The sequence below is a fragment of the Parachryseolinea silvisoli genome, from assembly GCF_021190955.1.
GTDB lineage: Bacteria > Bacteroidota > Bacteroidia > Cytophagales > Cyclobacteriaceae > Ohtaekwangia > Ohtaekwangia silvisoli.
Genome location: NZ_JAIOAO010000002.1, coordinates 1,375,518 through 1,388,848 on the forward strand (window position 1 = coordinate 1,375,518; position 13,331 = coordinate 1,388,848).

Below are 13,331 nucleotides of genomic sequence, written 5' to 3' on the forward strand. Positions count from 1 at the left end.
GATCCTATTCCCATAGCCTTGCGCGCAAACATTTCTATAAGGTATTTGCTGGCGGGCCTTCTGGCCCTCGGCCCCTTATTGCTGAGGGCTCAATCCTCCGTGCTACACGCTGGCAGCTGGTATAAAATGGGCATTCCCGCCCGCGGCGTTTACCGCATTTCATACGACCAATTTCGAAAGATGGGCTTTGCCGGGTCGATCGATCCACGCAACATCCGCGTGTATGGCAACGCCGGCGGTATGCTGCCGCAACCCAACGCCGCCGCGCGGCCGGAAGATTTGACGGAGAGCGCCATCTTCATACAAGGTGAAGACGACGGTGTATTTAATTCCGGCGACTACATTCTTTTTTATGCCGAAGGGCCCGCGCTGGAACGCTTCGATGCACTCCGGCGCATTGCGCGGTACGAAAGCAATCTGTATAGCAATCGCAATTATTACTTCATTACCGTCGGCGATACCCCCGGCAAACGGCTGGGAGAGGCTGAAAATTTAAGCGGTAGCTATCCGGTTGTAAACCGGTTTGACGACTACGCCTACCACGAAGTAGACCAACACAACGAGCTGGAGTCGGGACGCGAATGGTTTGGCGAAACGTTTTATACCGCCAGCGAGCAAGTCGTTACCGTAGAGATGCCGGGCGTCATCGAGGGCGCGCCCCTTCAGCTGGTGTCAGATGTTATGGCCCGGTCCACCAGCAGTACATCGTTTAAGGTATATGTAAATAATACACTGCTCGGAGAGCAGGTCATCCCCGGGTTGCCCGACTCGCAATATGCCATGAAAGGGGTGCACAACCGCGATACCTTACAGTCCGTAGGAACCGTGCCCGTCGGCGGCCGGACCACACACGAAGTAAAATTTCAATATGTCAAGACAGGTTCGGGGACAGGTTATCTGGATTTCTTTTTGTTGAATGTCCAGCGCGCGCTGGCGATGTACAAAGACCAGGTAATTTTCCGCTCCACGGCAAGTATAGCGCAACCAGCCTCCACCTTTACGATCGAAGGCGCGGGAGCTCAAACGACCGTCTGGGATATTACCGATCCGTCGACACCGGCTTTGCAAACCACGGCAGCCTCGTTTTCTACTACGACGACTACATTAAAAGAATTTATCGTTTTCCGTCCCACAGCACCGGCACCGGAATTTATAGGGAGCGTAGACAACCAGGACTTGCACGGCATGGCTACACCCAACCTGATCATCGTGGCATACCCTGATTTTTCAGGTGCTGCGCAACGGCTTGCCGCACACCGCGAATCACACAGCCACTGGACGGTTCAAATCGTCACGCCACAGGAAATTTATAACGAATTCTCTTCCGGTCGCCAGGACATCACAGCAATACGGGATTTTGTCAAGTATATTTATGACAAAAGTCCCGGAACCCTGCGGTCGCTTTTACTGATGGGTAGAGCGTCGTACGACTATAAAGATCGGATGTTGAACAATACGAACTTTGTGCCTGCCTATGAATCGCGTAACTCGCTGGAGCCGCTGGCGACCTATTCGTCCGACGATTATTATGGATTTTTAGAATCCAACGAAGGGGAGTGGAGCGAAGAAGTAGTACAGAGCCATACACTGGACATTGGCGTGGGGCGCCTGCCGGTAAAAACAATAGCAGAAGCGAACACCGTAGTGGATAAAATTATCTATTACGACACCAATAAAAAATCATACGGCCGCTGGCGTAAGCAGATTATGTTTGTAGCCGACGACGGTAACAACGACGACAGGTTTACGCGCGACCACCAGTTTCAGGCAAACACCATGGCCGAATCCATCGAAAGCCTGCATCCTGAATTCGATACACGCAAAATCTTTATGGGGGCCTACCACAAGACCGTTCGGCCCAATGGCGAGGTGATCCCCGAAGTAAGTGAAGATATCGTTCGCGCGTTTGATCGCGGTACGTTGATCATCAATTATACCGGCCACGGCTCCGAACAGGTGTGGGCGGACGAGCGTGTCTTTACCGATGCCGAGATCAACGACCTACAGAATAAATTATATCCGTTTGTCGTTACCGCAACCTGCGAGTTTGGACGCAACGATGACCCTGCCGTGGTATCGAGCGCCGAGCAAACACTGTTACATCCCCAGGGCGGCTCCATCGGTCTGGTGACGACCGCCCGCCCGGTGTACTCGGCGACAAACTTCGATTTGAACCGGGCGTTCTATGAAGCACTGTTTGAAAAACAAGACAACTACTATAAGCCACTCGGAGAAGTGTATCGCGATACAAAAAACAATAGCGGCAACGCGATTGGCAATCGTAATTTCTCTTTGCTGGGCGATCCATCGTTGACACTGGCCATGCCCTACCAGGAAGCCGTCGTCACCACCTTGCAGACATCCACAGGCTCGGACACGCTCAAAGCCCTGTCGACCGTAGAAGTAACGGGCGAGGTACGCGACGCCAGCGGCAACCGGCTCGACAATTTTACCGGTATACTGGAGGCAACGCTTTTTGATAAACCGACAGCCTATGTAACCGTCGGAAAAAACAACCCGCCCTTTTCCTTTTCGCAACGGGACAATGCCTTGTTCCGCGGCAAAGCGAAGGTGGACCACGGCACCTTTACGTTCTCCTTTATTTTGCCCAAGAATCTGCGGTATGAAATCGGGCCCGGTAAGCTGAGCCTGTATGCGTCTGATCCGGAGCATATGCTGGACGCTGCGGGGTCGACAGATGACTTTCAGGTTGGCGGCAGCGAACCGAACGTTGCGCCCGACAATACTCCGCCGCAGATCACGCTTTACATGGGCGACACGACCTTTGTTTCAGGAGGTATTGTAAATCCATCTACGACACTTGTTGCGCGGCTGGAAGATGCCAGTGGCATAAACATTTCCAACTATGGCATTGGCAATAACCTGGTGGCCATAGTGGATGACGGTACAGCATACGCCGTCAGCGACTATTACGAAGCCGATGTAAACGATTTTACGCGTGGCTGGCTGAACTTCCCCCTGCATAACCTGACGCCTGGCCGTCATACCCTGACGCTGAAGGCCTGGGACACCTATAACAACCCGGCGCAAGCGCAGATTAATTTTGTGGTAACAGATGGTGAAGCACTGGTTATCGAAACCTTCAGCAACTACCCCAATCCTTTTCGTGACGGTACGACACTTTTCTTTACCCATAACCGTGTGGGCGACGACCTGGAAGGCGAGCTGGTCGTGTACGACGTCACGGGGTTGGAGCTGAAACGCGCTACCTTCACTGTTTTTGAAAGCTCGTATCGCGTGGAATTGCCACGCCTGACCACGTCGGTGGACCTGGATAAAAATGTTTCCGGGGGCTTATACCTGGCGCGCGTTGCGGTTCGTTCATTAACCAATGGTTCTAAAAATGAGCGTGTTACAAAGCTTATTACCGTTAAATAATTATCTTTATACCCTTGAAACTAACTCGGATGAAGCTTAGAGTACTTTTCACTGTGGTTCTGTCGACCACGTTTGCCAGTCAAATTTTCGCCCAAGGCTCTGTGTCTAACCCCGGTGAACTGATCGGTCAGAACAACGCCATTACTACGGCGGTTCCGTTTTTGGCTATTTCACCCGACGCCCGGCATGCTGCATTGGGCGATGCCGGCGTGGCAACTTCGCCGGATGCAAACTCTGCGTACTGGAATGCGGCCAAGCTGGCCTTTATCGATAAACAATATGGTGGCACCCTGTCGTATACTCCCTGGCTGGGGAAAATCGTAAACGACATGAAGATTGCCTACTTGTCAGGCTTCTACAAACTGAACCGGGAACAAACCGTCGCGTTCTCGATGAAATATTTTGACCTCGGCGACATCACCTTCACGACCGGCCCCAACCCTGCCGACGTGATCGGTGTCTACAACCCGCGCGAGTTTACACTTGATGCAACGTACTCACGCATGTTGTCCGAGAACTTTAGCATTGGCGGTACCGCGCGTTACATCCACTCCAACATTACCGGCGCCTTTTCCGGTAACGATGCGCAGCCCGGCAAGAGCGCCGCGGTAGACTTTGGTGTGTACTACGTAAAGCCGATGACCGGTGTGAAAAATTCCACCTTGTCATTGGGCGCCACCATCACCAACATTGGTGGTAAGATTTCGTATACCGGTGGTGACAACAAAGACTTCCTGCCCACCAACCTGCGTGTGGGTACTGCCTACAAAATGGAGCTCGATCCATACAATACCATTACCTTTATACTCGACTTCAACAAGCTGTTGGTGCCGACACCGCCTGTGTATGATTCCGCCGGTAACATCTATGCCGGCAAAGACCCTAACCGTTCACTGTTGAGCGGTATGTTCGGCTCGTTCTCCGATGCACCGGATGGTTTCAAAGAAGAGATCAAAGAGGTTATGACCTCACTGGGCATCGAATATTGGTACAACAATCTCTTTGCTGCACGCGTGGGCTATTTCAGCGAATCCAAGACCAAAGGCAATCGTAAATACATGACCCTCGGCGCCGGTTTCCGCAAAGACCGCTTTGGGTTTGATATTGCCTACCTGGTGCCCACCAACAAGCGCGAACACCCCCTGGCCGAAACACTGCGCTTTACGCTGCATTTCACGGTAGCGCCTACCACGCAGGAAAAAGAAGAATCAGTTACTGACTAATCGCTGAATGCTAAATCGTAGTGTAGCGCCTCCGTTCACCCGGAGCATCGACTTTGAATTAATTCAACCTCGTACGCAAGTACTGGCCAACGGCCTGAAGATGTTTATTGTCTCGGGAGGTTCGCAGGAAGTGGTGCGCGTAGAAATTCTGATGCGCGCCGGCCGCTGGTTTGAAAAGACCTCGGGGGCCGCCTACTTTGCCGCCAACCTCTTGTCGAAAGGCACGTCTGCAAAAAGCAGCTACGAAATCGCACAATACTTTGACCAATACGGCGCGCACTTTGAAGTAAGCGCCGGGTTGGATGTCGTATCACTGTCACTCTACACGCTCACAAAAAATCTGGCGCCTACCCTGGCCCTGGTACGCGAGGTGTTGGAAGACTCTACCTATCCCGAGAAAGAGCTCACCCAGCTGAAGTCAATTTATATTCAGAACCTGAAGGTAAATCAGGAGAAGACCAGCTTTCAGGCCGGTAAGCTGATCCGCCGCAACCTCTTTGGGGAATCTCATCCCTACGGTAAAGAGCTGGAAGAAAAAGAAGTAGAAGCGCTCACACGCGAGCAACTGATACAGCACATGCAGGCCTTTGGCAAAGACCTGGTCGTGTTTGCCTCGGGCCGTGTAAACGAAGCGGCGGAGCAGACTATACGTGAAACGCTCTCGTCGTTAGCCCTCTCGCCCGTCGCGCCGAAGACAATCGAACCGATACATGCACTGCCTTCTCACCAATATCAGAAAAAGGAGGGGAGCATGCAGTCGTCGATCCGCATGGGCCGCAAAAGCATCGGGCGGGCACATACCGACTATGCCCCTGTATTACTGATCAATCATATCTTAGGTGGATACTTCGGCTCGCGCCTCATGAAGAACATTCGCGAAGACAAGGGACTGTCCTACGGTATATACTCATCGTTACAAACACTTCAGCAGGATAACTACATGGTCATTGGTGCGGACGTGAACAATGAGAACCTGGAAATGACCTTTGCTGAAATCCGCAAAGAGCTGGGCCGCCTCTACACCGACCCTGTAGGAGCCGAAGAGCTCGAAATGGCGCGCAACCACTTCATCGGCAGCCTGCAGTCCGAGATCACCACCCCGTTCGCCCACGCCGAGAAAATCAAAAACATATACCTGCACGGCCTCCCGGCCGATTATTATCAAACCCTGATTCACAAACTGGATGCCCTGACAGCAGAACAGCTGATGCACACGGCAAAGCAGTATTTTGAAGAAGATAGCTTCTTTGAGGTGGCAGTGGGGTAGTGTTTTAACAAGTTCAGAATCAATTAAATAAAGAAAATAAAGGTCCGTGATACCATTCCTCCCGCAAAAATCAGAGATTTGAAAGCCGTATAATCTCTATCTTCACGGGACTTATCACACCTATGGATCTAACCATCTTCTTTTCTCCCCTCGACGAATCGCTCTACTCCGACATCACGGCACACTCCAGCTTCTACAAAAACATCGTCGCGTTCAGTGACAAGATGCCGGACTATAAAGGCGCGCACATCGCGATCTTTGGCGTCGGCGAGGCCCGGGGCGCGGCGCGCAACGCCGGAACTGCCGAGGCACCCGATGAGATTCGCCGGAAATTATACCGGCTGAAGAAAGGCACCGGGGCATATCGCATTGTCGACCTGGGCAACCTGCGCCTGGGCCACGACCTGGAAGAGACCTATGTGCGTGTAAGCGAGGTATGCCGCATGCTGTTAGAAGACAACGTGCTGCCCCTTATTCTGGGTGGTTCACAAGATTTGGACTACGGTCAATATGGGGCGTACGAAACGATGGACAAGTTGGTCAGCCTGCTGAATGTCGATGCCTTTTTAGACCTTGACGACAAGAGCGAGGCCGGGGCAAGCAGCCATCATATACACCGTATACTTCTGCATGAGCCGAACTACCTGTTTAGCTATACACACCTGGCCTATCAAACATACCTGATCGATCCCATGTCCGTGGCCGTGCTGGAGAAGTTATACTTCGAGGCTTTCCGCGTGGGACAAATGCGCACCAATATGCAGGAGATGGAGCCCGCCATTCGCAATGCCGATATGCTGTCGTTTGATGTTACCGCCGTGCGCTCGTCGGATGCGCCGGGCAATGGTAATGCACAGCCGTTTGGGCTCACGGGTGAAGAGGCCTGCCAGGTATGTTGGTATGCGGGAATGAACGAAAAGCTTAGCTCCGCCGGGTTCTATGAATATAATCCGGCATTTGACGACGTCCATAAAAAAACAGCTTCGGTGGTCGCTACCATGGTGTGGTATTTTATTGAAGGCTTCTACCATCGCAAGCACGAGCCGAACTTTAAGAGCAACGACTTTATGAAATACTCGGTGTCGATGCCCGTAGAGCCGGAGGTCATTACGTTCTACAAAAGTAAGTTCAGCGAAAAGTGGTGGATGGAAGTGCCCTACCCCAATGGACGGCAGAAGTATGCACGCAACAGCATTGTGCCCTGCAGCTATAACGATTACCAGGGAGCGCTCAAAGGCGACGTGCCCGAACGGTATATTAGCATGCTGGCGAAGCTGATCTGACCTGTAATTGCCGGGAATAATAGTACTTTTGGGATTCCATGAAACTATTAGATATCATTCTCCTTTCCCTTGCGGTAGCTTTCCTGATCATCGGTATTCATCAAACGATGACGCTCGGCATTGGTCAGGCATACTGGGCGCTCATGCTCACATCGGTATTGTTTTTTGTGATTGTACTGCGAAAGAAGAAGCGGTAACCTATGGACATAGCGCAGTTGCTTTGCATCGTGCTCACCATCCTCTTCGGTTCTTTCTTTGCGGGCATCGAACGTGCCTTTCTGTCGGCCAATACCCTGGAGGTTGAGCTCGAGGGCCGGCTTGGCTCATCCGCTGCCCGCATCATGACATTTTTTCTACGCCACCCCCTGTGGCTGCTCGCCACTACCCGGCTGGGCTATATCTTGTCCGTATTGACGTTTGGTGTGTTGATGGGCCGGTTCCTGCTGCCGATACCCGAAACGTTCGAGCCTACATTTTATCCCATTGCCATGATCATCGCCGCCATTGTGATCACCGCCTTGCTCGTCATGCTGGCCTGGGAGACGCTGCCCGTCATCTTGTCGTCGGTCAGTCCGAAGCGGGTGTTGCTGATCCTGGCGATCCCGTTCCTGCTGGCCTTCGTGGGGCTACTGCCGGTGGTGAGCGTGGCCATCTTGCTGTCACGGCTGTGGGTGGTGCACGTGCAGAAAACAGAATTTCCCGGCGACGGTCGTCTGTTCGGCTCCTACGACGTAAGCCGCTACCTCAAGGCGCTGGCGGCCGGGCGGCGTGAAGAAACAACCAGTCACACCCGCGTCTTACAAGACGCGATGGCCTTCCGGCATTTGAAAGTGCGCGACTGCATGGTCCCGCGCACGGAGATCATCGCCATGGAAATAAATAGCGACGTGGCCACCCTGCAGCAGGCCTTTGTCGAAAGCGGCCATTCGCGCGTCATTATCTACCGCGGCACAATTGACGACGTGGTGGGCTATTGCCCCTCCAATAAATTATTTGCCCACGTAGAGCACATTCACGACATCATGCTGCCGGTGCTGACCGTGCCGGAAACCACCCTGGCCAACGACCTGATGATCCGGTTTGTACGCGAGCACAAAAGCCTGGCGTGTGTCATCGACGAATTTGGCGGTACATCGGGCATCGTCAGCATGGAAGACATCATGAACGAGGTTTTTGGTGGCCGCGAAGGAGACCATTCGACCGACGACGAGCAGCGGCTGGACGAGCACACCTTTTTGCTTAACGGGCGGCTGGAAATCCGTTACCTGAACGAAACCTACAAATTGCAGCTCCCCACGGGTAATTACGACACCCTGGGCGGACTGATCCTGGCCCATGCCGTCGAATTTCCACGTCCGGGCGACGTTATTACGGCCGGCGAATTCACGTTTACGGTCCAATCGGTGCGCGAGAATCGCGTAGGGCTGGTCAAAGTAGTGAAAGCGATTGCAGGCACCACACCGGAGTCTTCCGGTAAGGCCGTTTAGTCTCCTTCTTTTTTAGGCGTAAAATTCTGCGGTTCAGAGCACTTAGGCGTTAAATTTTAAGGTGAAATTTTTCTAATACAGAGAACGGATTAAATTTGCGGCTCTTTAAAAAATACTTATGGCATTTATTGGAACATTGCGCAGCAAAATGGGCACCTGGGTGGTGGTCTTTGTATTTGTTGCGATTGCGGCGTTTATCCTTGGAGATATCTTTAGCGGCCAATCGAACATCATGAACTGGGGCCGCAATACCGTGGGGGAAATCGCCGGAACGGAAATTTCGTATGAGACGTACCAAAACGTGGTGCGTGAACGCGAAGCCAACTGGTACCTCAACACCGGCCGTGAGCCCGGCGAGCGCGACATGCCCGGCATCCGCCAGCAAGCATGGGATCTGCTCATCGCCCGCAATGCCATCGAACCGCAATATGCCAAACTGGGAATTGAAGTAACCGACGACGAAGAGTGGGACATGCTTCAGGGCAAGAACGTTGACGCAGGCATCCGCCAGGCGTTTACCGATCCGCAAACCGGACAATTCAATGCCGCCAAAGTGGTAGAATACATGCAGCAGATCAAAACCATGCCGGCTACGTCCGAGCCCCGCATCCGGTGGGAGATCTTCCAGCGCGACCTGCGTCCGGGCCGTCAGCGTATCAAGTATGAGAACCTGCTCATCAAGAGCTCGTATATCACCAAAGCAGAAGCAGAACGTGAATACCACCTGCAAACCGACGTTGCCGAAGTGAAATATGTATACGTTCCGTTCTACGCGGTAAGCGATTCTACCGTAAAAGTGACCGACGCTGATCTGGAAGCTTACTACAGCAAGAACAAAGAGAAATACAAGACCGAAGAAGTTCGCAGCATGAAATATGTTAGCGTAGAGGTTATTCCTTCCGCGACGGACTCTGCAGCCGTAACAGAAGACCTGGCCCGCGCCGTAAACGAATTTAAAACGGCTGAAGCTGACTCGGTATATGCTTCAAACAATACCGACGGTACAGCCCCGTATACAAAATATAATCTGGGCTCGCTGCCGGCGTTCATCCAAAAAGAACAACTGGTACAAGGCAACGTAATCGGCCCCTTCCTGGATGGCCAGACCTATAAAGTGGTGAAAGTATCGCGCATCGCGAAAGATACGGTCTTCAGCGCGCGTGCGAAACACATCCTGATCAAGTGGGACGACGCCAGCGACGCAGGCAAGGCCGCTGCCAAAGAGAAGGCCCGTGGCATTTTGAAAGACATTAAAGGTGGCGCTGACTTCGGTCAGAAAGCCCGTGAATTTGGTTCGGATGGTACTGCCCAGCGCGGCGGTGACCTGGGCTGGTTCAGCACCGGTCAAATGGTGAAGCCGTTCCAGGACGCCGTATTCGCTGCGACGAAAACAGGCGTGCTGAATGACGTGGTAGAAACCGACTTCGGATACCACATCATCGACGTGACCAACACCAAGACGAACGACGCCTATGTACTGGCAACGGTAGAGCGCGAGATCGTAGCGAGCGACGCAACGACCAACGAAGCCTTCCGCAAGGCAGAGAACTTTGCTTCGGAAGTCGATGGTCTGGAAGACTTTGACAAAAAAGCGCAAGCCGCCGGCCTGACTGTACTGGAAGCTAAAAACATTACCGCTGGCGAGCGCCGCATCAGCACGCTGGGTGAAGCCCGTCAGATTGTACAGTGGTTGTTCCGCGACGCTTCTGTCGGCACCATCTCACAAGTGTTTGAAGTAGAAGGACAAAACGTCGTGGCGATCATGACCAGCGAGATCAGCAAAGGCTACAAGCCTCTGTCGGTGGTGAAAGAAGAAATTCGCCCCGCGGTAACAAACGAAGTGAAAGGCCGCTCCATCATCGAGAAACTGAATGGCCTGAAAGGTACACTGGAAGAAGTGGCTGCCTCTTTTGGCAACGACGCAGGTGTATACAGCAGCAGCGACCTGAAGCTGAGCAGCAACTCCATGCCGACCGTGGGCTTTGACCCGATAGCCGTTGGCACAGCATTTTCACTGGAACCGGGCAAGCGTTCGAAGCCGATCGCCGGCGAGAACGGTGTGGTGCTGATCGAGCTGCAAAACAAGACTGTCGCCCCGGCCGCCCAGGACTACGCAGTATACAAAACGCAACTGGAACAAGGTAGCCAGAACCGCAGCAGCTATAGCATTGCGGAGGCCATCAAAGACAAGTCTGATATTTCAGACAAACGCTATAAGTTCTTTTAAGTAAATAAACAACATAATGGCGGCGCCCTGGCATCACTGCCGGGGCGCTGTTTTTTACTCTCATGGATGAACAGTGGATCAATGGTTTTCGGGAAAAACTTGACCAGCATTATACCTGGCCGTCGCTGTATATTTTTAAATTTATCGTACCCAAAGGCAAGGAAGAAGACTTGAAGCAGCTCTTTCCTTTACATACACCCACCGAGAAGGCCTCCAAACAAGGGAATTATACCAGCATTACCATGCAGATGATGATGCCTTCCAGTGATGCCGTAATCGACGTGTACGTCAAAGCTTCTCAGATAGAAGGTATCGTGGCATTGTAAGGCACGGTCTTTTTACCGATGGTATATAAAATCGTAACCGTAAACCTCTGCTCGTATGGAATGGAAAAACGAAAACAATCGGCTTAAGAAGACATTTACCTTCAAGGACTTTGGCGAAGCATTCGGGTTTATGACCCGGGTGGCCCTGCTGGCCGAAAAAATGAATCACCACCCCACGTGGACAAACTCCTGGAACACCGTAAGCTTTGAGCTGTCGACACACGACGCGGGCGATGTGGTAACCGAAAAAGACAGGACACTGGCCGAAGCGATCGACCGACTCGCCGGCCCCGCGGCAACGAATTAACCCATGCAGCCCGAAGCAGCCAATCCCACCGTACTATACATCGTTCCCACGCCCATCGGCAACCTGGCCGACATCACGCTGCGGGCACTGGAAGTATTGAAGACCGTCGACCTGATCCTGGCGGAAGACACCCGCACCTCGGGCTTTTTGCTCAAGCACTATGCCATTGCCCGACCGTTGCAGAGCTTTCACAACTTCAACGAGCACAAGGTACTGGGTATGTTGGTGCAGCGCATGGAGAAAGGGGAGGTGATGGCGCTGGTGTCGGATGCCGGCACGCCCGGTATTTCCGATCCGGGCTTTCTGCTGGTACGGGCAGCGTTGCAGGCAGGGTTAAAGATCGAATGCCTGCCGGGCGCCACGGCCTTCGTACCCGCGCTGGTCAAGTCAGGCCTGCCCTCGGACCGCTTTGTATTCGAGGGCTTCATACCTCAAAAGAAAGGGCGCCAGACATTGTTAAAGAAACTGGCCACGGAAGAGCGTACCATGATCTTTTACGAATCGCCCTACCGGTTGGTCAAGACGCTCGAGCAATTCATTGAATACTTCGGGCCGGAGCGACGCGCATCGGTGTCGCGCGAGCTGACCAAAATGTTTGAAGAGACCGTGAACGGTACGCTACCCGAGGTAGTGGCACACTTTCAGGCCAAAGAGGTCAAGGGCGAGATTGTTATCGTCGTAGAAGGCTTGCCCGATTGATGCACGCATGTAAATAATTATTATCTTCACCTCGATCATTTTATAACGGTGGCGATGGATATAGCAGGAATTCAGCAGAACGTCAGAGAGCTTTGTCACGAAGTAGGCGCGTTCATTCAACAGGAGAGCGAGAACTTCGACCTGAGCCGGGTAGAACAAAAGGATAGCTTCAACAACCTTGTATCGTACGTCGACAAAGAGGCTGAGCGCCGGCTGGTCGCTACGTTGCACAAGCTGTTGCCGCAGGCGGGCTTTATTACCGAAGAAGAAACCGTACAGCAATCCCATCAGCACGAGTATAATTGGATCATCGATCCACTCGACGGCACCACCAACTTCCTGCACGGCCTACCCATATACGCCATCAGCATCGGCTTGACACGCGGGGAGACAACCATCCTGGGCGATGTATACCACGTGGTGCGCAAAGAGTGTTTTCACGCCATCGAAGGCGGTCCCGCCTATTGCAACGATAAAGTCATACAGGTATCACAAGCCCCCGCGCTGTCCGACAGCCTGCTGGCAACGGGCTTTCCGTATTATCATTCCGAAAAGAAAGACGCCTACCTCGATATCATCCGTGACTTCCTCGAAAAATCGCACGGCATACGCCGGTTGGGCAGCGCCGCCATTGACCTGGCCTATGTGGCCTGCGGCCGCATCGAGGGCTTTTTTGAATACAACCTCAATCCCTGGGATGTCGTCGCCGGCGCCTTCATCGTACAGCAGGCCGGCGGGCGCGTATCGGATTTCTCCGGTGGTAATAATTTTGTGTTTGGCCGGGAGCTGTGTGCCGCCAACGGCCACATCCACAATGAAATGCTGAGCCTCATCCAACGTCGCTGGAAATAAGACAAAATCTTCAGATATCCTTACGTACTTTTGATTTCCGGCATTTTGCACGAATATGCAGACGCTTGTAAATCAAGCCATTCATTCTTTTTAAAGCCCTTTCGCAGACGGCTGTGGTATTTTCTCCGCTGTTTTTAGAGCCAAAGAATATTTGGTTATCGTATTTGTCAAGTAAGCCCCATTTTCGTGAAAAAGCCGGCATTTTTTGCGGCTGTTGTCAGTATATAGTACAGACCTCCTGAAGTGTACCGAAATCCAAAC

General features: G+C 52.7%; 11 protein-coding genes. All 11 read left to right on the forward strand.

From position 1 onward, the window contains the following. Nucleotides 1–99: 99 nt before the first annotated feature. The 11 genes from porU to K7P01_RS15800 all read left to right on the forward strand — a co-directional run bounded on the left by porU (nucleotide 100) and on the right by K7P01_RS15800 (nucleotide 13,070). Nucleotides 100–3,399: a type IX secretion system sortase PorU gene (gene porU / locus K7P01_RS15750; protein ID WP_267294651.1), complete on the forward strand. Its 3,300-nt coding sequence runs from the start codon at nucleotides 100–102 to the stop codon at nucleotides 3,397–3,399. A 29-nt stretch (nucleotides 3,400–3,428) separates the two neighbouring features. After that, entirely contained in the window at nucleotides 3,429–4,622 is a 1,194-nt protein-coding gene (gene porV / locus K7P01_RS15755) for a type IX secretion system outer membrane channel protein PorV (RefSeq protein ID WP_267294653.1), read from the forward strand. Nucleotides 4,623–4,629: 7 nt separating this feature from the next. After that, nucleotides 4,630–5,889 (forward strand): M16 family metallopeptidase, encoded by a 1,260-nt coding sequence (locus K7P01_RS15760; protein WP_267294655.1) that lies wholly within the window; start codon nucleotides 4,630–4,632, stop codon nucleotides 5,887–5,889. A 122-nt stretch (nucleotides 5,890–6,011) separates the two neighbouring features. Continuing rightward, nucleotides 6,012–7,172 carry a formimidoylglutamase gene (locus K7P01_RS15765; protein ID WP_267294657.1) on the forward strand — a complete coding sequence of 387 codons (1,161 nt, stop codon included), beginning with the start codon at nucleotides 6,012–6,014 and terminating at the stop codon, nucleotides 7,170–7,172. 38 nt (nucleotides 7,173–7,210) lie between these two features. Next, nucleotides 7,211–7,369: a hypothetical protein gene (locus K7P01_RS15770; RefSeq protein ID WP_267294659.1), complete on the forward strand. Its 159-nt coding sequence runs from the start codon at nucleotides 7,211–7,213 to the stop codon at nucleotides 7,367–7,369. Nucleotides 7,370–7,372: 3 nt separating this feature from the next. Continuing rightward, entirely contained in the window at nucleotides 7,373–8,659 is a 1,287-nt protein-coding gene (locus tag K7P01_RS15775; RefSeq protein WP_267294661.1) for a hemolysin family protein, read from the forward strand. A 118-nt stretch (nucleotides 8,660–8,777) separates the two neighbouring features. Further along, nucleotides 8,778–10,886, forward strand: coding sequence for a peptidylprolyl isomerase (locus tag K7P01_RS15780; protein ID WP_267294663.1), 2,109 nt, complete (start codon nucleotides 8,778–8,780; stop codon nucleotides 10,884–10,886). 62 nt (nucleotides 10,887–10,948) lie between these two features. Beyond that, nucleotides 10,949–11,212, forward strand: coding sequence for a DUF493 domain-containing protein (locus tag K7P01_RS15785; RefSeq protein ID WP_267294665.1), 264 nt, complete (start codon nucleotides 10,949–10,951; stop codon nucleotides 11,210–11,212). 55 nt (nucleotides 11,213–11,267) lie between these two features. Then, nucleotides 11,268–11,519 carry a 4a-hydroxytetrahydrobiopterin dehydratase gene (locus K7P01_RS15790; RefSeq protein WP_267294667.1) on the forward strand — a complete coding sequence of 84 codons (252 nt, stop codon included), beginning with the start codon at nucleotides 11,268–11,270 and terminating at the stop codon, nucleotides 11,517–11,519. A gap of 3 nt (nucleotides 11,520–11,522) precedes the next feature. Continuing rightward, on the forward strand, nucleotides 11,523–12,218 hold the full coding sequence (rsmI, locus tag K7P01_RS15795; RefSeq protein WP_267294669.1) for a 16S rRNA (cytidine(1402)-2'-O)-methyltransferase: 696 nt from the start codon (nucleotides 11,523–11,525) through the stop codon (nucleotides 12,216–12,218). Nucleotides 12,219–12,272: 54 nt separating this feature from the next. Beyond that, nucleotides 12,273–13,070, forward strand: coding sequence for an inositol monophosphatase family protein (locus K7P01_RS15800; RefSeq protein WP_267294671.1), 798 nt, complete (start codon nucleotides 12,273–12,275; stop codon nucleotides 13,068–13,070). The last annotated feature ends 261 nt before the right edge of the window (nucleotides 13,071–13,331 follow it).

What these genes read in the sequence shown, in the direction of transcription:
- K7P01_RS15775 (WP_267294661.1), top strand. Translation starts at nt 7,373, where the DNA reads ATGGACATAGCGCAGTTGCTTTGCATCGTGCTCACCATCCTCTTCGGT.
- K7P01_RS15760 (WP_267294655.1), top strand. Translation starts at nt 4,630, where the DNA reads ATGCTAAATCGTAGTGTAGCGCCTCCGTTCACCCGGAGCATCGACTTT.
- rsmI (WP_267294669.1), top strand. Translation starts at nt 11,523, where the DNA reads ATGCAGCCCGAAGCAGCCAATCCCACCGTACTATACATCGTTCCCACG.
- K7P01_RS15800 (WP_267294671.1), top strand. Translation starts at nt 12,273, where the DNA reads ATGGATATAGCAGGAATTCAGCAGAACGTCAGAGAGCTTTGTCACGAA.
- K7P01_RS15785 (WP_267294665.1), top strand. Translation starts at nt 10,949, where the DNA reads ATGGATGAACAGTGGATCAATGGTTTTCGGGAAAAACTTGACCAGCAT.
- K7P01_RS15790 (WP_267294667.1), top strand. Translation starts at nt 11,268, where the DNA reads ATGGAATGGAAAAACGAAAACAATCGGCTTAAGAAGACATTTACCTTC.
- K7P01_RS15770 (WP_267294659.1), top strand. Translation starts at nt 7,211, where the DNA reads ATGAAACTATTAGATATCATTCTCCTTTCCCTTGCGGTAGCTTTCCTG.
- K7P01_RS15765 (WP_267294657.1), top strand. Translation starts at nt 6,012, where the DNA reads ATGGATCTAACCATCTTCTTTTCTCCCCTCGACGAATCGCTCTACTCC.
- K7P01_RS15780 (WP_267294663.1), top strand. Translation starts at nt 8,778, where the DNA reads ATGGCATTTATTGGAACATTGCGCAGCAAAATGGGCACCTGGGTGGTG.
- porV (WP_267294653.1), top strand. Translation starts at nt 3,429, where the DNA reads ATGAAGCTTAGAGTACTTTTCACTGTGGTTCTGTCGACCACGTTTGCC.